Source organism: Streptomyces sp. NBC_00454, assembly GCF_041434015.1.
Lineage (GTDB): Bacteria > Actinomycetota > Actinomycetes > Streptomycetales > Streptomycetaceae > Streptomyces.
Window position 1 is genome coordinate 6,637,342 of the sequence record NZ_CP107907.1, and the last position, 19,316, is coordinate 6,656,657.

Consider the following 19,316-nt stretch of genomic DNA (forward strand, 5'->3'; position numbering starts at 1 on the left):
TCCTTGTGGCCACTCTGAGGAGATCCGGAGAACCGGACATGCATCCCATGGCTTCACTCCTGAGCACCACCCTCAACATCACTGCCCGGGTAGCCCCCGGCCCGGTCGGGCGGATGGCGTTCGCGCTGTTCGTGCGGCCGCTCGGACGGCCGCGGGTGCGGGCCGGCGAAGCGGAGGTCATGGCTCGGGCCGTGACCGGGCGGATCGTCGTGGACGGGATACCCGTCACCACCTACCGCTGGGGCGAGGGCGGGCGACCCGTCCTCGTCGTGCACGGCTGGACCTCGCGCGCCTCGCGGTTCACCGGCTTCGTCGAGGCCCTGCGCGCGCAGGGCCGGACCGTCGTGTCCTTCGACGCCCCCGGCCACGGCGAGTCCGGCGGCCGGGCCACAACGATCCTGCGGCAGCGCGAGATCATCCGGCAACTGCACGCGCAGTACGGGGACTTCTCGGCCGTCGTGGCCCACTCCTTCGGGGTGGTCGCCACCTTCTTCGCCCTGCGGGACGGGATCCGGGCCGACCGGATCGTGGGCATCGGGGGCGTGGCCGACTTCGACTACCTCGCCGCGCAGTTCCGCGCCAACCTGGGGGTGAACCAGGCCGTCGAGGACGCGCTGAGGCGCCATGTCCAGCGCCGCCTCTTCCCTGCCGAGCCCGATGTCTGGCCCCGCTTCGACGCGTGCCGCCGCCCCGGGGAGATCCCCTCGGACATCCTGCTCGTGCACGACGTCGACGACGACACCGTCGCGCCCTCGCAGTCCCGCGCCCTCGCGGCGGCCTACGGGGAGCGGGCCCGCCTGATCGAGACACAAGGGCTCGGCCACCGGCGGATCCTGGCCGATCCGGACATCATCGCCACCGCCGCCGATTTCCTCGCGGGGGAGGCGGTACCTACCCCCGCTTCGGCCCCGACCGGGACTTCGGCGGGCGCCCGATGACCGCCACCCGGCCCGACGTCGACATGGCTCCTGTTGCCGCTTCTGTTCCTGCTCCGGGTGTTGGCGCCGACGCCGCCTCCGCGGATGCGCCCGGGGCCGGGCGGATTCTGGGGCTGGCCTCCGCCGTAACCTTCCTCGCCTTTCTCGACGCGACCGTCGTCAACGTTGCCTTCCCTGACCTGCGGCATGCCTTTCCTGAGGTGCCGCTGGCCCGTCTGACCTGGGTGGTCAGTGCCTACGCCGTGCTGTTCGCCGCTCTGCTCGCCGCGGCCGGCCGCCTCGCGGACACCCTGGGCCGGCGCGTGCTGTTCATCGGCTCCGCGCTCGCCTTCACCCTCACCTCGCTCGCCGCGAGCGCCGCTCCCAGCGCCGATCTGCTCGTCCTGGCCCGCGCCTTCCAGGGGGCGGCCGCCGCCGGGATGATCCCGGCGGCGCTGGGCCTCGTACTCGCCCACACCCCGCCCGCCCGGCGGGCCGCGGCCCTCGGAGCCTGGTCGGCCGCCGGTGGTCTCGCGGCCGCCGTCGGACCCAGCATCGGCGGACTGCTCGTCGAGTGGTGGGACTGGCGCGCGATCTTCCTCGTCAACGTGCCGCTGGGCCTCGCGCTCTGCTGGGCCGCCGCCCGGGTCATCCCCAAGGAGCCGCGTACCGGCCACCGCCTCCCCGACCCCATCGGTACGGTCGCACTCGCCCTCGGCATCGGGGGAGTGGTCGCCGGGCTGTCCCAGGGCGCCGAGTGGGGCTGGACCGACCCGAAGGTGCTCGTCCTCGTCGTCGGCGGCGCCCTGGCGAGCGGCCTCGCGCTGCGCCGCTCGCGCAGTCATCCGGCCCCGGCCGTGGACCGGGACCTGTGGCGGGACCCGCTTTTCGCCCGCGCCAACATCGGCGCCCTGCTCTTCGGCGCCGCCATGTACGCGTGGCTGCTGACCGGGCCGTCCTACCTCATCGGACGCTGGGACTACTCGGTCCTGCAGGCCGGGTTCGGCGTCACCCCCGGCGCGGTGTTCGCCATGGTCGGTGCGCTCGTCGTCGGCGGCCGGGTCCCCGCCCGCCTCCAGTGGGCGGCCGTCACCGTCGGATCACTGCTCTTCGCCGCCAACGCCCTGCTGCTGTGGGGCTGGGTCGAGGACTCGTCCTCGTACGCCCAGATCTTCCTGCCGGCCGGACTGCTCGGCGGACTCGGCATCGGAGTGGTCGTGACCGCGCTCTCCACGGCCGCCTCGGCCGGCCTTCCGCCAGGTCGTTTCGCGGCCGGCACCGGCCTGCTGATGACGGCCCGGCAGCTGGGCGGCGCGCTCGGCGTCGCCGCCACAGCGGCCCTGCTCACCGGAGCGGGTACGGGTACGGGTACGGGGGCGGGCGCCGGGGACCACTGGCGCGGAGTCTTCCTGCTCACCGCGCTGACCGCGCTGGGCGCGGCGCTCGCGGGCTGCTGGATGCGCGTCAGCGGCCCGAATCGGCAGGGGGGCTGACGGCGGGAACGCCGACGGCGGGTGCGCCGAAGAGCGGGAAATCGATGGCGGGCGGCCGTTCCGGGAGTTCCTCCGGGGCGGCCGTCGCCGCACGCAGCCGGGAGAGGATGCCGCGGCTGGCCCGCCCGTAGCCCACCGTGTCCTCGTGCAGTACGGAGTGCGCGTTGGCCAGTTCCATCAGGGCGATGATCTCGAAGGCGAGCTGCTGCACGTCCGTGAACTCGGCCGGCTCGCGGAACCCGCCCGCCAGCCGGGCCTCGTCCAGCAGCCCCTCCACGTAACGCGTCCAGTCGTCGCGGTTCTTGGCGACCTCGTCGCGGACGTGCCCGGGGCGCGAGTCGAACTCGGCGGAGGCGGAGTAGAAGAAGCAGCCGCCGGGGAAGACCCGGCGCCCGGAGTAGTCCAGCCAGCTTTCGCAGAGCCGCCAGACCTTGGCGATTCCGGCGGGCTCGTCCCGTACCGGCCGCACGACCTGCTCGACGAAGACGGCCCTGGCGGCCCGCACGGTGGCGAGCTGCAGGTCCTCTTTAGAGCCGAAGAGGGCGAAGACGCCGCTCTTGCTGAGCCCCAGATCCGTGGCGATCCTGCCCAGGGAGAGGCCTTCCAGGCCGTCCGTCGAGGCGATGCTCATCGTCCGGTCCAGGACGGTTCGCCGCGTCTGGTTTCCGCGCTCCACGCGTCCGTCTGCCATACCCCCATCGTACCGAACTCATCGAACGCACGGTCGTGCACTCTGTGGGGCGGCTGGTGTCGGAGGTCGCCGCGTGAACGGCTGTTGATCAGTCGTTGATCGGACGTCCATCGCGGCCGACCAGGCTCTGCGGCATGTCGATGAACAACGCCGCCACCCTCGCCGCCCCCGCCTGGTACGAGCTCGCCCTGTGCGCTCAGACGGGGCCCGGGTTCTTCTTCCCGGAGCCTGGCTCTTCGCTGCGCGACGCGAAGCGGCTCTGCGGTGCGTGTGAGGGCCGCCAGGCCTGCCTCGAGTACGCCCTGTCCAACGACGAGCGCTTCGGCGTCTGGGGCGGCCTCTCGGAATCCGAGCGCCAGGCCCTGCGCCCGCTCCGTCCCTGATCGCCGCCGCTGCCGCCGTGGCGGGACGCGATAACGCCAGATGACGCGAAACCCCGGCAGAGCGGTGCTCTGCCGGGGTTTCGCGTCGGTACGGCTGTGGTCTACGGCTGGTGCCGTCAGGCGGCCTTGCGGGCCGCGATGCGCGCCGCGCGGGCGGCCAGGCGCTCGTCGAACTTGCGGGCCTCGGAGTCCAGGCCGTCCATGAAGAGCCCCAGCTCCTCCTGGGCCTTCTGGCCCTCCGGGCCGAGACCGTCGATGTCCATGATCTTCAGGAAGCGGATCACGGGGCTCAGTACGTCGTCGTGGTGGATCCGCAGGTTGTAGACCCCGCCGATCGCCATCTGCGCGGCCATCCGCTCGAAGCCGGGCATCCCGTGACCGGGCATCCGGAAGTCGACCACGACGTCCCGTACGGCCTGCATCGTCAGGTCCGGGGCGATCTCGAAGGCCGCGCCCAGCAGGTTGCGGTAGAAGATCATGTGCAGGTTTTCGTCCTGCGCGATACGGGCCAGCATGCGGTCGCAGACCGGGTCACCGGACTGGTGGCCGGTGTTGCGGTGCGAGATGCGGGTCGCGAGCTCCTGGAAGGCCACGTACGCCACGGAGTGCAGCATCGAGTGGCGGTTGTCGGACTCGAAGCCCTCCGACATGTGCTGCATCCGGAATGCTTCGAGCTTGTCCGGGTCCACGGCGCGCGAGGCCAGCAGGTAGTCGCGCATCACGATGCCGTGGCGGCCCTCTTCGGCGGTCCAGCGGTGCACCCAGGTGCCCCACGCGCCGTTGCGGCCGAAAAGGGAGGCGATCTCGTGGTGGTAGCTGGGGAGGTTGTCCTCCGTCAGCAGGTTCACGACGAGCGCGATCTTGCCGATCTCGGTGACCTTGGACTGCTGCGGGTCCCAGGCTTCGCCGTCCTCGAAGAAGCCGGGGAAGTTGCGGCCGTCGCTCCACGGGACGTACTCGTGGGGCATCCAGTCCTTGGTGACCTTCAGATGGCGGTTGAGTTCCTTCTCGACCACCTCTTCCAGCGCGAACAGCAGCTTGGCGTCGGTCCACGCCTCCGAGCTGCCGAGGTGGGGAGAGGTGATCGTCACGGGTACTCCTGAGTGCAAAGCGAATTACCTACGGTTCCGTAGCCTACGGAGTCGTAGGTTAAGCGCGACATCAAGGCCAGCCAAGCCCCACCCAGGCATATGTCCGGTTACATCCCGTTATCTGTGCAGTTTAAAAGGGCTCAGAGAGGGTTTCGGAGGGCCCAAAGTCACGCGAGGAGGTGGTCCGCGGCTCCCGCCTTGACGGCGGAGATGAGTGCCCGGAGGGCTTCGATCGAGTCGGTGACGTACGCGGCGGACTCCGTGGTGCCGATGTAGGCCTTCCCTTCGGCGTCGAGCCCGAAGCGGAAACAGTTCGCTCCTTCGCTGCAGAAGGCCTCGCCCCACGCGATGGCGGCCGCCGGGGTGGCCGCCGGCGCCGCCGCCGGAGTGGTCAGGGGTGTGGTGGTCGCGCTCATGTCGTTCTCTCGTCTCCTCGTCGGATCCGGTCAGGTGGTCAGTCAGCCGGTCAGCCGGTCAGAGGGCCTGTGCGATGGCATGGATGAAATCGCGGGACTCGGAGGCCGGCAGCGCCAGCGAGCGCAGCCGCTCCAGCAGCCCGCGGTAGCGGAGCAGCTTCATCTGCGAATCCAGCAACATCGAGCCGTGCGAACTGTCGAGCTGCACGGTGTCCAGCTCGCCGATCACGGCCGCGGCGTACGTGAAGGACTGGCCGGCGCCAGGGAACCCGCCGGCCGTGAACGGAATCACCCGCACCGTCGTACGCGCCCGCTCCGACTGCTTCAATATGTGCTCGAGCTGCGCCTGGGCCACCTTGGGGCCGCCGAACTGCATCCGCAGCGCGGCCTCGTGCACGACCGCCTCGTAGAGCGGCGGCGCCTCGCGGGCGAACACCCGCTGGCGCTGCATCCGCAGCGCCAGTCGCGCCTGCAGATCCGGCTCCGGCAGTGGTGGGTCGGCGGTGTCGAAGACGGCCCGCGCGTGCGCCTCGGTCTGCAGCAGTCCGGGTATGTGCGTGGTCACGGCGGTGTGCAACTCGACCGAGTGGTGCTCGAGTTCGCAGATGTCCAGGAGCGCGGGCGGCAGCATCCCCCGGTGCTGTTCCCACCACCCCTTGTCCCGCTCCTGTGCCATCGAGGCCAGCAGGTCGACCAGCCCGGTGTCGGGGCAGTCGTAGTTGAACGCGAGGGTGCGGACACGCTCGGCACTGATGCCGATCCGACCGGATTCGATGTTCGGGATCCGGGTGCGGTCCACGCCCAGGAGCGCGGCGGCCTGCTGGACCGTCGTGCCCGACTGTTCGCGGAGTCTTCGCAGCTCGCAGCCCAGGCGCTGCTGTCGCGCGGTCGGCGTACTCCTCGGTGGCACGGGTCCCCTCTCCTCCGGTCGGGGCGTGCGGGAGGGCCCCACGAATCCGGAAATGCCATGAGAAAACATCAAGTCGTCATACAAGTAGTAGCACTGTGCACCCCGTTGCGCTACGGTCGGTAGCGCAAGTCTCACACGGGGCGACCTCGAGGCCTTGTATGACCACACGGCTGTGACCACACGGCTTTGATCACGGGGCGTACGACCACACGGCTCCTGATCGGGCCGCGGGCCTCAGGCCCCACGCATTCAGAACCTTGGAGCAGCACGATGACGGGCACTCTCCGCGGCCTGCGGTCGGTCCACGAGTTCCGGCAGGTCCCGCCCGAGGCGGAGAGACTGAGCTACTCCATAGGCCTGCCCGGCGGCGCCTACTGCGCCGGCAGTGCCCGGGGCGCCGTACGGTCCCTGCTCACCCGGCACGGGCTGCCCGACCTGTGCGACACGGCGGCCCTCGCCGTTTCCGAACTCGTCACCTGCGCCCACCGGTTCACGCCGGACAAGGAGATGATGCTCAAGGTGCGCTGGCAGTTCGACGCGCTCCGGCTCGTCGTCTACGACCAGCACCCGGCGCACTCCTCGCCCGCGGCGAGCGAGGAGTGCAGGCGGCGGCGCAGCCGCGGGATGTGGCTGCTCTCGGCGGTCGTCGAGGCGTGCGGCGGGGACTGGGGCCTGACCCCCGTCCTCACGGCCATGGGGGGCACCAAGTCCTGGGCGTTACTGCCGCTTCCGCTGCCGATCTCGCGCTAGACGACCTAGACCGTCACATGTGCCACAGGGACTCCCGCACCTCCTCGGCCGTGGTCGGCCGCATCCGGCCGTCGCTGTCGCCGTCTCCGCTTCCGTCGCCGTCTCCCTCGAGCAGCAGCCATCGCGTGATGCCGATCGACTCCAGGAACGGCACGTCGTGGCTGGCCACCAGGAGCGCGCCCTCGTAGGAATCCAGCGCGTCCGTCAACTGCCGGGCGCTCGCCAGGTCCAGGTTGTTCGTCGGCTCGTCCAGCATCAGCAGCTGCGGAGCGGGCTCCGCGAGCAGCAGCGCCGCCAGGGTGGCCCGGAACCGCTCGCCGCCCGACAGGGTGCCGGCCGCCCGGTCCGCTCGCGCGCCCCGGAACAGGAAGTGCGCGAGGCGGGCCCGGATCAGGTTGTTCGTGGCGTGCGGGGCGAAGCGCGCCACGTTCTCCACGACCGAGCGGTCGTCGTCCAGCACGTCGAGCCGTTGCGGCAGGAATCGCGTGGGCACGTGCGTCTTCGACTCGCCGGACAGCGGGGCCAGTTCCCCCGCGATCGTCCGCAGCAGGGTCGTCTTGCCGGAGCCGTTGCGGCCCACCAGCGCGATCCGTTCCGGACCGCGCAGCTCCCACTCGCCCGCCACCCCGGCTCCGTGGACCGGGCGCAGCCCGCTGAGGGTGAGCACGCGGCGGCCCGGCGGGACCCGGGTGGCGGGGAGTTCGATCCGGATCTCGGCGTCGTCCCGTACCGCCTCGACCGCGTGGTCGAGGCGCTCCTTGGCCTGCGCGAGCTTCTCGGCGTGCATGATGCGGTGCTTGCCGGCCGACTCCTGCGCCGCGCGCTTGCGGGCGCCCATGACGATCTTCGGCTCGCGCTTGTTGTCGTTCATCTTCTGGCCGTACCGCTTGCGCCGGGCCAACTTCATCTGTGCGTCGGACAGTTCGCGCTTCTGGCGCTGTACGTCGGCCTCGGCCACCCGGACCAGCCGCTCGGCCGACTCCTGCTCGGCCGCGAGCATCTCCTCGTACTCCGTGAAGTTGCCGCCGTACCAGCGCACTTCGCCGTCCCGGAGGTCGGCGATCTGATCGACCCGCTCCAGCAGCTCCCGGTCGTGGCTGACCAGGACCAGTACCCCGGACCAGGATTCGACCGCGGCGTACAGCCTTCGGCGCGCCCGCAGGTCGAGGTTGTTGGTCGGCTCGTCCAGCAGCAGGACGTCCGGGCGGGCCAGCAGCAGGGCGGCCAGGCGCAGCAACACACCTTCGCCACCCGACAGTTCGCCGACTGTGCGGTCGAGCCCGATCCGTCCGAGCCCGAGCTGGTCGAGCGTGGCCAGGGCCCTTTCCTCCACGTCCCAGTCGTCCGCGACGGCCGCGAAGTTCGCCTCCGTGGCCTCGCCCGCCTCGATGGCGTGCAGGGCGGCCCGGGTGGCGTGGATTCCGAGGGCCTCGTCCACCCGTAGGGCGGTGTCGAGGGTGACGGTCTGCGGGAGGTAGCCGACCGTCCCCGAGGTGGTCAACTGACCGTCAGAGACGGCCAGTTCCCCGGCGATGAGCTTGAGGAGGGTGGATTTCCCGCAGCCGTTGAGCCCGATCAGGCCGGTACGGCCGGGTCCGACCGTCAGCTGGAAGCCTTCGAAGACGGGGGTTCCGTCGGGCCAGGCGAAGAACAGGTCGGAGCAGGTGATGAAAGAGGGAGCAGGACTCATGGAGGCCTCCAGGTTGCGTGAATGGTGAGTGCAACTCGGGGAGACAGCCGGCCGTGGGCGATGGCCTGACGGTGGTCGGTGTCTCGGACCTCAGACGAGCAATGTCCTGCTCCGTTTCGACGGCGATGGGGCGTCTACGAAGCTACGGGCGGCCGGAACCGCCCGCAAACGAATTAGCGGGAAGGGGTGACGTGAAGTGGCGGATCAGGGGGTCACGGGTCAGCAGGAGTCGCGCATCAGCTCGGCCAGGCTCTGGTCCATGTCCAGGTACAGGTGTTCCAGGCCGGGCGGCACGACCGTAGAGACCCGCTCCAGGAACCGGTGCAGGTCGGCCGTCACCATCAGCACGATCGCGACGCCCTCGGGGGCGTGGAACTCCACGGTGGTCCGGTCGGCGTCGTACGGGCGCACGCGCACGTCACCGCAGCCGGCCGGGCGGTCGAGTCCGGCCTCCAGCAGCTCGCGCGAGAAGGTCCACGACACCTCGACGCCCTCCAGGGTGGCGGGCGCGGGGAAGGCCATGCGGACGGCGAAGGGGTCGGCCCGGTCGTAGCAGAACGTGACCGGTACGGTGTCGACCTTCGGCGCGGTGGCGACCAGTCGGGCCTGCACGGCCTGCTCGATGACAGTGATCAAGGCTCGCTCCCTTGCGGCAGATCTCTTGCCGGGTTGTGGGTAGGACCCGGCAACGGGATAGACGCCGGAAATGGCGAATCAGTGCACGCGAGGTTGCGTGAGCTGTGTCACCGAATGGCCTGATCTTTTCTGTGTGATCGCACAGGGTGACGGGGGCGCCGGGTCCTCAGCCCTGCCCGCAGGGGCCGGAGTGGTCGCAGTAAGGCTGGTTCCCGCTCACTCCACAGGCGCAAAGCATCACCCGGGTCTCCGGGTGCACTGCTCCGTCCGGGGTGGTCACGGCCAGCTCCCCGCGCAGCACCAGCTGCCCCGCGCCGGACCGTACGACGCTGGTCGGCCGGTCGGGCTCCTCGGCCGGCCCTTCGGTCAGCCGGTACTGGAGCGCCCCCGAAGGGCAGCGCCGGATCACCTCGGCCACCCGCTCGGGCTCGTCCCCGTCGGGCCGCACCCAGGGGCGCTGCGCCGGATCGAAGACGGTGGGCAGCCCGTGGACGCACTCGGCGGCGTGCAGACACCGGCGGACGTCGTAACTGACGGTGACGCGCTCGCCCTCGAAGACCTTGGGTCGGGCCTGCGGGGCGGGGTGGGATCCGGGCTCCTCGGAAGGCATGGGACAAGCCTAGGCAGCCGAGGGTGGGGGTGCATGCGGAACGGCGGGGCGCGGGTCAGTGCCCGGTGCGGTAGCGCCCGGGGGTGGTTCCGAACTCCCTGTTGAAGGCGTGCGAGAGGGCGTACGGGGTGCCGTAGCCGACCCGGTGGGCGATCGTGGCCAGCGGGTCCGGGGTGTCGCGGAGCAGGGCGGCGGCGTAGGTCAGGCGCCACCAGGTGAGGTACGCCATCGGGGACCGGCCCACGAGGGTCGCGAACCGGCGTGCCAGGGTCGGGCGGGAGACGCCCGCCTCGGCGGCCAGGAGGTCATTGGTCCACGGGGCGGCCGGGTCCGAGTGGAGGGCCCGCAGGGCGGCGGCGGTCACCGGGTCGCCGAGCACGGCCGGCCACGCCCCGGCCGGAGCGCCGCCGGCCGCGCCCCCGGTCATCCACGAGCGGATCATGTAGACGAGGAGCAGGTCGAGCAGGCTCGGGACCGCGATGCAGGCACCGGGCCGCTGCCCGTCCAGCTCGCGCCCCAACAGGTCGATGGCGGAGCGGAGTTCGAGGTTGGCGCCGACCCGGTTCGGCAGGTGGACGACCTCCGGAAGCTCCTGCATGAGCGGGTGCGCGTGGCTTCGGTCGAGCCGGTACTTGCCGCACAGCATCTCCACGTCGTGGGGTCCGGCCGGGGTTCGGGGCGGCTGTCCTCCGGCGGCCCAGCGCTCGAAGGGCACCGCCCGCTCCACGGTCGCCGCGTCGGCGGGGGAGTCGGCGATGACGTGCCCCGCCCCGTGCGGCAGGAGCACCGCGTCGCCGGGGCCCAGGGTGATCGGCGCACCGCCGTCCGGCAGGAGCCAGCAGCTGCCCTCCATCACCACGTGGAAGCCCGCGCCCTCGTACGGGGCGAACCGCGCGCACCAGCCTCCGTCGACCCGCACCCGGTTGGAGGAGGGCCGCCCGATGCGTACGGCGGAGATCGCGTCGCTCACCACATCCATGGCGTCAGGATATCTGTGGAGTCAATGATGAGAGCTCTGCGTATCCAAGTGAGCTGAACAGGCATTGATCCGCTCATCCTGCCTCCCTAGAGTCGAGTCATGAGCAGCGAGAGCAAGCAGAGCATCGTCCTGGGTGACGTCGAGGTCAGCAGGGTCGTGGAGTGGCACGGGGCCTTCACCCCCGCCCGTGACCTCGTACCGGACTCGACGGCCCGGACGTGGCAGGACAACGAGGACTGGCTGGCGCCGGACCACTGGGAACCCGACACCGGCAGGGCGGTGCTCACGCTCCAGACCTGGGTCCTGCGCAGTGGCGGGCGGACCGTCCTGGTGGACACCGGGGTGGGCAACGGCCGTGAGCGGCCCGGATCGCCGCTGTTCCACCACCGGCAGGGAGACTTCCTCGGCAGCCTGGCCCGCGCCGGTGTCCGGCCCGAGGACGTGGACGTGGTCGTCAACACCCACATCCACGGTGACCACGTCGGCTGGAACACCGTCAGCGCCGGGGCGGAGGGCCAGGAGTGGGTGCCGGCCTTCCCCAACGCCCAGTACCTCATCCCGGCCGCGGACGACTTCCACTTCGGTCCCCGCAACGCGTACGGGAACGGCCTTCGCGAGGACGACCGGCTGATCTACGAGGACAGCATCGCCCCCGTCCACCGGGCCGGGCAGGCCGTGCTGTGGGAGGGCGCCCACCGGATCGACGAACACCTCACCCTGGAAGCCGCTCCCGGCCACACCCCCGGATCGTCCGTGCTGCGGCTCGCCTCCGGCGGCGACCGAGCGGTCTTCGTCGGCGACCTCCTGCACAGCCCGGTGCAGATCCTGGACCCCGCCTGCAACAGCTGCTTCTGCACGGATGAGCGGGCGGCGGCATCGAGCCGCCGGCGCATTCTCGAACGCGCCGCGGACGAAGGCGAATTGGTCGTCCCGGCGCACTTCGGCGGCTCGGGAGCCGTGGAAGTCCGCCGGAACGGCGACGGGTTCTCGCTGGGCCGGTGGGCCGGTGAGTGAGACCGGCGGTGGCCGGCCCCTGCCGACTCCGGCAGGAGCCCGGCCTCAGACCGCCGGGTTCTCCCGGACCGTCGACAGGTCCGCCGAGGTCTTGGTCGCGATGAATTCCGTGACGCGGTAGGCGCAGACGCCCGCCAGCACGAAGGGGTCCTGGGCGGCGATCCTCTCGATCTCCGCGCGGGAGACCCCGCCGGCCAGGATCATTCCGCCGTCGCGCGGGACCTTGCGCCCCGACGCGAGGAAGATGCCGGCCGCGTAGTAGCCGTCCAGCCAGGCGATGTGCGCGTCCATCTCCTCTTCTACGGCTTCGATGGGCGCGGTGTAGGTGAGCTCCATGACGAACATGATCGTCAGGCTACTCTCGCACCACTATGACGAGTGCGAAGACGCCCGCCGACGAGGCCGAGGCCAAGGCGATACAGGACGAACTGCGCGGACGCGTGGTGCTCACCGAGACCGGGCCGCCGCCCGGCACCGGGCTGATCGCGGGAGTGGACGTCGCCTACGACGACGAGCGCGACCTGGTCGCCGCCGCGGCCGTGGTCCTGGACGGAGCCACCCTCGAAGTCGTGGAGGAATCCACCTCCGTGGGCCGCGTCAGCTTCCCCTACGTGCCCGGACTGCTCGCCTTCCGCGAACTGCCGACCGTGCTCGCCGCACTGGACGCGCTGACCGTCACGCCCGGCCTCGTCGTCTGCGACGGCTACGGACTCGCCCATCCGCGCCGCTTCGGCCTCGCCTGCCACCTCGGCGTGGTGACGGGGCTGCCGGCCATCGGCGTCGCGAAGAACCCGTTCACCTTCACCTACGGGGAACCGGGCGCCCGGCGCGGCGAGTGGTCCCCGCTGCGCGCGGCCGAGGGCGATGTCGTCGGGCGGGCGCTGCGGACCCAGGACGGGATCAAGCCCGTCTACGTCTCGGTCGGGCACCGGGTCTCCCTGGACAGCGCCTGCGCGCACGCCCTCGCGCTCAGCCCCCGCTTCCGCATCCCCGAGACCACCCGGCACGCCGACTCGCTGTGCCGGCGCGCCCTGCTCGAAGCCACCCTCTGAGGCCTGCCCTCACCCGCTGGACGCGACCCGGAAGCGGATGCCCGCCTTCTGGAGCCGGTCCAGCAGGGCGTCGCCCATGGCCACCGCGGTGGTCAGTTGGCCCGAGAGCTCGGGCAGGGCGTCGTAGGCCAGGCAGAGCGCCGACTCCGCCAGCATCTTCGCGGTCTCCCCGTACCCCGGGTCGCCGCCCGAGACCTCGGTGAAGACCCGGCGGCCGCCGCCCTCGCCCACGAACCGCACGGTGAACCAGCTGCGCGCCCGCCGCTCCGCGTCCGGGCCCTGACCGGGCTCCCACCGGTCCGCGAGCCACTGCCGCACCGGCGGGATCTGCGCCAGCGCGGCGGTCGCGCCGACCGCCGCCGTACCGCCCACGGCCACGGGCAGGTGGCGGACGGAGGCGTAGTGCCGGTAGCGGAAGTCGGGGCCGTAGCGCTCCAGCGAGGCCGCCGAGCGGGCCACGACCTGCGGGTCCAGCGTGGGCAGCGGCAGGGCCCAGGCTCCGGTCTCCCGGCTGAAGCGCGGTGCGCCCACGGGCCCCCGTACCCGCCGGCCCAGCAGCCGGGGCTCGTGCAGCCGGCGGGCGCGGGCGGCTGCCAGGTTCTGCGGACCGCGGCTCATCGCGGTGAGCAGCGTGGTCAGGGTGCCGCCCGAGAAGAGGGCGTTGGAGCGCAGGAACCCGTCCACGGTCAGCGGGACCCCGGCCGGGAGGTGTCCGACGGTGAAGTACGCGCCGAGGTCGGCCGGGATCGAGTCGAAGCCGCAGGCGTGGACGATCCGGGCGCCGGTCTCGCGGGCCCGCGCGTCGTGCTCGACGTACATCCGGTCCACGAACTCGGGCTCACCGGTGAGGTCGGCGTAGTCGGTGCCCGCCGCGGCGCAGGCGGCCACGAGCTCGGCCCCGTACCAGACGTACGGTCCCACGGTCGTGGCCAGCACCCGGGTGGAGGCGGCCAGTTGGCGCAGTGCCCCGGCGTCCTGGGCGTCCGCGCGCAGCAGCGGCAGGTCCGCGCAGCGCGGATCGAGGGCGGTCAGCCGCTCGCGCAGCCGCTCCAGTTTGGCCAGGTCGCGGCCCGCGAGGGCCCACCGGCAGTCGGCGGGGGCGTGCACGGCGAGGTACTCGGCCGTCAGCGCGCCCACGAACCCGGTCGCGCCGAAGAGGACGACGTCGTACTCCCGTGCCTCGGTGCGCGGCTCGTGTCGAACACTTGCGTTCATCGGGCGTCTCCCGGGCGGTGTCGGTGTCGGTGGTGGCTGAGGCTAGCGCCCGCCACCGCCGTCCGTGCGGGCGGGTGGCGCGAGGCGTGGTGAACGGGCCGCGCCCCGGGGTGGCTTGGGGGCCGCTCCCGGGGCGCGGGGCGGGCCGCGGCGCGGTGGTCCGGCCGATGTGGGCGGGGCGGATTCGGCGTGAACTCGTCCGTCCGTGCGAGCGGGTGCGGCCCCTGGTGAGCCGTGGTACGACGTGTGGTGCGGCCCGTGGCGAGTGGTGAGCGGTGAGTGGAGGCGTCGATGAAGGCAGCGGTGCGCACGTGGGAGGCGGTCCGGGAGTTCGCCCGGGGCCTGCCGGAGGCCGGGGAGGAGTTCCCCTGGGGCCCCGAGGACTGCGTCGTGAAGGTCAACAAGAAGATCTTCGTCTTCCTCGGAAACGCGGAGGGCCCGCGGCCGCCCGGAATCTCCGTGAAACTCAAGGACGAGGCGCTGCACGGCCACGCCATGACCGCGCCCGGAGCGGAGCCGACCGGGTACGGGCTGGGGAGGGCGGGCTGGGTCGGCGTGCCGCTGGGGGACAAGGCGTCGCCCTCCGCCGAGGTGCTGTGCGAGTGGGTGGAGGAGAGCTACCGGACGGTCGCTCTCAAGCGGCACCTGAAGGAGCTCGACGCGCGAAACGGGCCAACCGGCTAAGCGCTTGCTCTTGTGCTGAGTGGAACGGGTTCCTAGCATCACTGGTGTTACATCAGTTGTGTCACACAGTGGCCGCAGTGGTGCCACCGGATGCTGGGGGCTCGATGGCAGTGACAGGGACCGTGCCGGGGGACGTGCCGGGGACCGCGCCCGGGGCCTTCGGCTCCGGGGACTCCGGGAGCTCCGCGCGCGGCAACGGCCCGCTCACGGGCGTGCGCGTCGTCGAGCTGGCGGGCATCGGGCCGGGCCCGTTCGCCGCCATGCTCCTCGCCGACCTGGGAGCGGACGTCGTACGGGTCGACCGTCCCGGCGGCGGCGGACTCGCCGTCAACCCCGCCTACGACATCACCAACCGCAACAAGCGCTCCGTCCTCGTCGACCTGAAGTCCGCCGACGGCCCCGCCCGCGTCCTCGACCTGGTCGAGCGCGCCGACGTGCTCATCGAGGGCTTCCGCCCCGGGGTCGCCGAGCGGCTCGGCGTCGGCCCGGCCGACTGCCACGCCCGCAACCCGAAACTGGTCTACGGCCGGATGACCGGCTGGGGCCAGGACGGCCCGCTGGCCCACACCGCCGGGCACGACATCGCGTACATCGCCGTCACCGGCGCCCTCGGGATGATCGGCAGCCCGGACGAGCCCCCGGCCGTCCCCGCCAACCTGGTCGGGGACTACGCGGGCGGCTCCCTCTACCTGGTCATCGGCGTCCTCGCCGCCCTCCAGCACGCCCGCACCCCCGGCGGCACCGGCCAGGTGGTCGACGCGGCCATCGTCGACGGGACCGCCCACCTCACCGCCATGATCCACGGCATGCTGGCGGCCGGCGGCTGGCAGGACCGGCGCGGGGCCAACCTCCTCGACGGCGGCTGCCCCTTCTACGGCACCTACGAGACCTCCGACGGCCGGTACATGGCGGTCGGCGCGCTGGAGCAGCAGTTCTACGACACCTTCGTGGAGCTCCTCGGCATCTCCGACCAGGCCCCCGCCCGCAAGGACCTGGCCCGCTGGGGCGAGCTCCGCGAGGCCGTGGCCGCGCGCTTCAAGGCCCGTACCCGCGAGGAGTGGACGGCGGTCTTCGAGGGCACCGACGCCTGCGTGGCCCCCGTGCTCTCGCTGCGCGAGGCCCCGCACCACCCGCACCTGGCCGCCCGGGGAACCTTCGTCGAGGCCGCCGGGATCACCCAGCCCGCCCCCGCGCCCCGCTTCTCCGCGACCCCGGCCGCCGCGGTGGGCGGCCCCGCGATGCCCGGCGCGCACACGGAGTCCGTCGCGGCGGACTGGGACGTACCGGCCCTGCTGGGGAAGGACGGCTGATGGAACTCTCCATGATGCTCGACTACGCCGCAGACCCCCGCCGGGCCGCCGACGCCGCGGCCGGGCTGGAAGCGGCCGGCCTCGACGCCGTGTGGGTGGCCGAGGCCTGGGGGTTCGACGCCCCGACGATCATGGGATACCTGGCCGCCCGCACCGAGCGGATGAAGATCGGCTCGGCCATCCTCAACGTCTACTCGCGCACCCCCGCCCTCATCGCCCAGACGGCGGCGGGCCTGGACGCCATGTCCGGCGGCCGGGCCATGCTCGGCCTCGGGGCGTCGGGCCCGCAGGTGGTCGAGGGCTGGCACGGGAAGCCGTACGACAGGCCGATCGGCCGCACCCGCGAGACGGTCGAGCTGTGCCGGCGGATCTGGCGCCGCGAGACCATCGACCACCACGGCATCACCGACATGCCGCTCCCGGCGGACAAGGGCGGCCGGTACGGCAAGCCGCTGAAGATGCTGACCCGGCCGGTCCGCCCCGCGATCCCCGTCTACGTGGCCTCGCTGGGCCCGGCGAACGTCCGCATGACCGCCGAGATCGCCGACGGCTGGCTGCCCACCCTCTTCGTACCGGAGAAGGCGGAAGCGGTGTGGGGGAGCGCCCTCGCTGAAGGCGCGGCCCTGCGCGCGCCCGAGCTCGGCCCGCTCCAGGTCGTGGCGGGCGGACTGCTCGCCATCGGCGAGGACGCGGCGGCCCTACGGGACCTCGCGCGGCCGCAGATCGCCCTGTACGTGGGCGGCATGGGCGCGGTCGGCAAGAACTTCTACAACGACCTGGCCGTCGCCTACGGATACGGGGACGCGGCCCGCAGGATCCAGGAGCTGTACCTCTCCGGGCACAAGCGCGACGCTGCGGCGGCCGTCCCTGACGAGCTGTGCGAGCTCACCACGCTGTGCGGGCCCGAGGGATACGTGCGCGAGCGCGTCGAGGCCTTCCGGGCCGCCGGAGTGACCATGCTCAACGTCGCTCCCGTCGGCCCCGAGCCGGCCAAGTCGATCGAAACCGTCAAGAGCTGGCTTTAGGGGGCCCTGATGCAACGCCGCATCTTCGACGCCGACCACGAGGCGTTCCGCGAGACCGTCCGCACCTTCCTCACCAAGGAGGTGCTGCCGCACTACGAGCAGTGGGAGAAGGACGGGATCGTCAGCCGCGAGGCCTGGCTGGCCGCCGGCCGGCAGGGGCTGCTGGGCCTGGCCGTCCCGGAGGAGTACGGGGGCGGCGGGAACACCGACTTCCGGTACGCGGCGGTGATCGCGGAGGAGTTCACCCGGGCGGGCGCCGCCGGACTGGCGATCGGCCTGCACAACGACATCATCGGGCCGTACCTGACCTCGCTGGCCACCGAGGAGCAGAAGCGCCGCTGGCTGCCCGGCTTCTGCTCGGGCGAGATCATCACCGCCATCGCCATGACTGAACCGGGCGCCGGCTCCGACCTCCAGGGCATCCGGACCACCGCCGAGGACGCGGGCGACCACTGGGTGCTCAACGGCTCCAAGACCTTCATCTCCAACGGGATCCTGGCCGACCTCGTGATCGTGGTCGCCAAGACCACCCCCGAGGGCGGGGCGCACGGCATGTCGCTGCTGGTCGCCGAGCGCGGCACCGAGGGCTTCGAGCGCGGCCGCAACCTCGACAAGATCGGCCAGAAGGCCCAGGACACCGCAGAGCTGTTCTTCAACGACGTGCGCGTCCCGAAGGAGAACCTGCTGGGAGAGCTCAACGGCGCCTTCGTCCACCTGATGACCAACCTCGCGCAGGAGCGGATGGGCATCGCGATGGCGGGCATCGCCGCCGCCGAGTACCTGCTGGAGATCACCACGCAGTACGTGAAGGAGCGCGAGGCCTTCGGGCGCCCGCTCTCCAAGCTCCAGCACGTCCGCTTCGAGATCGCGGAGATGGCCACCGAGTGCGCGGTCACCCGTACCTTCCTCGACCGCTGCATCACCGACCACTCCAACGGGGAACTGGACCACGTCCACGCCTCGATGGCCAAGTGGTGGGCCACCGAGCTTCAGAAGCGGGTCGCCGACCGCTGCCTGCAACTGCACGGCGGATACGGATACATGACCGAATACCGGGTCGCACGGGCCTTCACCGACGGCCGCATCCAGACCATCTACGGCGGTACGACCGAAATCATGAAGGAGATCATCGGCCGTTCACTGCTGGGCTGACCTCCCCCTGCCCCCCTCGCCCCTTCCTCGCCTCCGCACCCCCGAAAGGCTTGACCAGTGAGCACCGAAGCTTACGTATACGACGCGATCCGCACCCCGCGCGGCCGCGGCAAGGCCAATGGCTCCCTGCACGGCACCAAGCCGATCGACCTGGTGGTCGGCCTCATCCACGCCCTGCGCGAGCGCAACCCCGGACTGGACCCCGCCACCATCGACGACATCGTGCTGGGCGTCGTCGGCCCGGTCGGCGACCAGGGCTCCGACATCGCCCGGATCGCGGCCATCGCGGCCGGGCTGCCGGACACCGTGGCCGGTCTCCAGGAGAACCGCTTCTGCGCCTCCGGTCTGGAGGCCGTCAACCTGGCCGCCGCCAAGGTCCGCTCCGGCTGGGAGGACCTCGTCCTGGCGGGCGGCGTCGAGTCGATGTCCCGCGTCCCGATGGCCTCGGACGGCGGAGCCTGGTTCAACGACCCGATGACCAACTGGGACACCAATTTCGTCCCCCAGGGCATCGGCGCCGACCTGATCGCCACCCTCGGCGGCTTCTCCCGCCGGGACGTGGACGAGTACGCCGCCCTGTCCCAGGAGCGGGCCGCCGCCGCCATCAAGGACGGCCGCTTCGCCAAGTCCGTGGTCCCGGTCACCGACCGCAACGGCCTGGTGGTCCTGGACCACGACGAGTTCGTCCGCCCCGGCACCACCGCCGACTCCCTCGCCCGGCTCAAGCCCTCCTTCGCGGACATCGGCGAACTCGGCGGCTTCGACGCCGTCGCCCTGCAGAAGTACCACTGGGTCGAGAAGATCGACCACGTCCACCACGCGGGCAACTCCTCCGGCATCGTCGACGGCGCCTCGCTCGTCGCCATCGGCTCGCGCGAGGCGGGCGCCCGCAACGGCCTGACCCCCCGCGCCCGGATCGTCTCGGCCGCCGTCTCCGGCTCCGAGCCCACCATCATGCTCACCGGCCCCGCCCCCGCCACCCGCAAGGCCCTCGCCAAGGCCGGGCTGAGCATCGACGACATCGACCTGATCGAGATCAACGAGGCCTTCGCGGGCGTCGTGCTCCGCTTCGTCAACGACATGGGCGTCTCCCTCGACAAGGTCAACGTCAACGGCGGCGCCATCGCGCTCGGCCACCCGCTCGGCGCCACCGGCGCGATGATCCTCGGCACCGTCGTCGACGAACTGGAGCGCCAGGACAAGCGCTACGGGCTCGTCACCCTCTGCGTCGGCGGCGGCATGGGCGTCGCCACCATCGTCGAACGCCTCTGATCCGTCCTGATCCCAGATCCCTGATC

The 19,316-nt window shown here is 71.8% G+C and carries 21 protein-coding genes; 11 read left to right on the plus strand and 10 right to left on the minus strand.

Annotated elements, in window-relative coordinates; translation table 11 throughout:
• Window positions 1–47: 47 nt before the first annotated feature.
• Both OHU74_RS30285 and OHU74_RS30290 read left to right on the plus strand, forming a co-directional pair.
• Entirely contained in the window at window positions 48–938 is an 891-nt protein-coding gene (locus OHU74_RS30285) for an alpha/beta fold hydrolase (protein ID WP_371618805.1), read from the plus strand.
• Entirely contained in the window at window positions 935–2,410 is a 1,476-nt protein-coding gene (locus OHU74_RS30290; RefSeq protein WP_371618806.1) for an MFS transporter, read from the plus strand. Before OHU74_RS30285 ends, OHU74_RS30290 begins: the two co-directional genes overlap by 4 nt.
• Here OHU74_RS30290 and OHU74_RS30295 read toward each other — a convergent pair.
• The gene (locus OHU74_RS30295; RefSeq protein ID WP_371618807.1) at window positions 2,382–3,101 is read right to left on the minus strand and encodes a TetR/AcrR family transcriptional regulator; all 720 of its coding nucleotides are present in this window, start codon (window positions 3,099–3,101) and stop codon (window positions 2,382–2,384) included. The two genes, OHU74_RS30290 and OHU74_RS30295, sit on opposite strands and share 29 nt — an antisense overlap.
• A 134-nt stretch (window positions 3,102–3,235) precedes the next feature.
• On the opposite strand from OHU74_RS30295, the gene OHU74_RS30300 reads away from it, so the two are divergent.
• Entirely contained in the window at window positions 3,236–3,484 is a 249-nt protein-coding gene (locus OHU74_RS30300) for a WhiB family transcriptional regulator (RefSeq protein ID WP_330299540.1), read from the plus strand.
• A gap of 116 nt (window positions 3,485–3,600) precedes the next feature.
• Here the strand turns inward: OHU74_RS30300 and OHU74_RS30305 are convergent, their stop codons facing one another.
• The 3 genes from OHU74_RS30305 to OHU74_RS30315 form a co-directional block, all read right to left on the minus strand.
• The gene (locus tag OHU74_RS30305; protein ID WP_371618808.1) at window positions 3,601–4,575 is read right to left on the minus strand and encodes an acyl-ACP desaturase; all 975 of its coding nucleotides are present in this window, start codon (window positions 4,573–4,575) and stop codon (window positions 3,601–3,603) included.
• A gap of 167 nt (window positions 4,576–4,742) precedes the next feature.
• On the minus strand, window positions 4,743–4,991 hold the full coding sequence (locus OHU74_RS30310; protein ID WP_371618809.1) for a hypothetical protein: 249 nt from the start codon (window positions 4,989–4,991) through the stop codon (window positions 4,743–4,745).
• Window positions 4,992–5,049: 58 nt separating this feature from the next.
• Entirely contained in the window at window positions 5,050–5,901 is an 852-nt protein-coding gene (locus tag OHU74_RS30315) for a helix-turn-helix transcriptional regulator (RefSeq protein WP_371618810.1), read from the minus strand.
• 270 nt (window positions 5,902–6,171) lie between these two features.
• On the opposite strand from OHU74_RS30315, the gene OHU74_RS30320 reads away from it, so the two are divergent.
• The gene (locus OHU74_RS30320; protein WP_371618811.1) at window positions 6,172–6,651 is read left to right on the plus strand and encodes an ATP-binding protein; all 480 of its coding nucleotides are present in this window, start codon (window positions 6,172–6,174) and stop codon (window positions 6,649–6,651) included.
• A gap of 13 nt (window positions 6,652–6,664) precedes the next feature.
• Here the strand turns inward: OHU74_RS30320 and OHU74_RS30325 are convergent, their stop codons facing one another.
• The 4 genes from OHU74_RS30325 to OHU74_RS30340 form a co-directional block, all read right to left on the minus strand.
• Window positions 6,665–8,341 carry an ABC-F family ATP-binding cassette domain-containing protein gene (locus OHU74_RS30325; RefSeq protein WP_371618812.1) on the minus strand — a complete coding sequence of 559 codons (1,677 nt, stop codon included), beginning with the start codon at window positions 8,339–8,341 and terminating at the stop codon, window positions 6,665–6,667.
• 219 nt (window positions 8,342–8,560) lie between these two features.
• Window positions 8,561–8,977: an SsgA family sporulation/cell division regulator gene (locus tag OHU74_RS30330; RefSeq protein ID WP_330299546.1), complete on the minus strand. Its 417-nt coding sequence runs from the start codon at window positions 8,975–8,977 to the stop codon at window positions 8,561–8,563.
• Window positions 8,978–9,143: 166 nt separating this feature from the next.
• A complete protein-coding gene (locus OHU74_RS30335; protein WP_371618813.1) occupies window positions 9,144–9,587 on the minus strand; it encodes a (4Fe-4S)-binding protein in 444 nt (147 codons plus the stop codon).
• A gap of 55 nt (window positions 9,588–9,642) precedes the next feature.
• Complete coding sequence (locus OHU74_RS30340; RefSeq protein ID WP_371618814.1) at window positions 9,643–10,566, minus strand: AraC family transcriptional regulator; 924 nt, start codon at window positions 10,564–10,566, stop codon at window positions 9,643–9,645.
• A gap of 99 nt (window positions 10,567–10,665) precedes the next feature.
• Here OHU74_RS30340 and OHU74_RS30345 point away from each other — a divergent pair, with 99 nt between their 5' ends.
• Window positions 10,666–11,580, plus strand: coding sequence for an MBL fold metallo-hydrolase (locus tag OHU74_RS30345; RefSeq protein WP_371618815.1), 915 nt, complete (start codon window positions 10,666–10,668; stop codon window positions 11,578–11,580).
• Between the two features lie 45 nt (window positions 11,581–11,625).
• Here OHU74_RS30345 and OHU74_RS30350 read toward each other — a convergent pair whose 3' ends face one another.
• A complete protein-coding gene (locus OHU74_RS30350; protein WP_371618816.1) occupies window positions 11,626–11,925 on the minus strand; it encodes a YciI family protein in 300 nt (99 codons plus the stop codon).
• Window positions 11,926–11,951: 26 nt separating this feature from the next.
• Here OHU74_RS30350 and OHU74_RS30355 point away from each other — a divergent pair, with 26 nt between their 5' ends.
• The gene (locus OHU74_RS30355; protein ID WP_371618817.1) at window positions 11,952–12,632 is read left to right on the plus strand and encodes an endonuclease V; all 681 of its coding nucleotides are present in this window, start codon (window positions 11,952–11,954) and stop codon (window positions 12,630–12,632) included.
• Between the two features lie 9 nt (window positions 12,633–12,641).
• On the opposite strand, the gene OHU74_RS30360 is transcribed toward OHU74_RS30355, so the two are convergent.
• Window positions 12,642–13,847: a trans-acting enoyl reductase family protein gene (locus tag OHU74_RS30360; RefSeq protein WP_371618818.1), complete on the minus strand. Its 1,206-nt coding sequence runs from the start codon at window positions 13,845–13,847 to the stop codon at window positions 12,642–12,644.
• 291 nt (window positions 13,848–14,138) lie between these two features.
• Between OHU74_RS30360 and OHU74_RS30365 the strand changes: the two genes are divergently transcribed.
• The 5 genes from OHU74_RS30365 to OHU74_RS30385 are packed head-to-tail and all read left to right on the plus strand — an operon-like array spanning window position 14,139 to window position 19,290.
• Complete coding sequence (locus tag OHU74_RS30365) at window positions 14,139–14,531, plus strand: MmcQ/YjbR family DNA-binding protein (RefSeq protein ID WP_371618819.1); 393 nt, start codon at window positions 14,139–14,141, stop codon at window positions 14,529–14,531.
• A 44-nt stretch (window positions 14,532–14,575) separates the two neighbouring features.
• Window positions 14,576–15,841, plus strand: a complete 1,266-nt coding sequence (locus OHU74_RS30370) for a CaiB/BaiF CoA transferase family protein (RefSeq protein ID WP_371618820.1) — start codon at window positions 14,576–14,578, stop codon at window positions 15,839–15,841.
• On the plus strand, window positions 15,841–16,866 hold the full coding sequence (locus OHU74_RS30375; RefSeq protein WP_371618821.1) for an LLM class F420-dependent oxidoreductase: 1,026 nt from the start codon (window positions 15,841–15,843) through the stop codon (window positions 16,864–16,866). Before OHU74_RS30370 ends, OHU74_RS30375 begins: the two co-directional genes overlap by 1 nt.
• Before the next feature lie 9 nt (window positions 16,867–16,875).
• On the plus strand, window positions 16,876–18,018 hold the full coding sequence (locus OHU74_RS30380) for an acyl-CoA dehydrogenase family protein (protein WP_371618822.1): 1,143 nt from the start codon (window positions 16,876–16,878) through the stop codon (window positions 18,016–18,018).
• 57 nt (window positions 18,019–18,075) lie between these two features.
• Window positions 18,076–19,290 carry an acetyl-CoA C-acetyltransferase gene (locus OHU74_RS30385; RefSeq protein ID WP_371618823.1) on the plus strand — a complete coding sequence of 405 codons (1,215 nt, stop codon included), beginning with the start codon at window positions 18,076–18,078 and terminating at the stop codon, window positions 19,288–19,290.
• Window positions 19,291–19,316 lie beyond the last annotated feature (26 nt).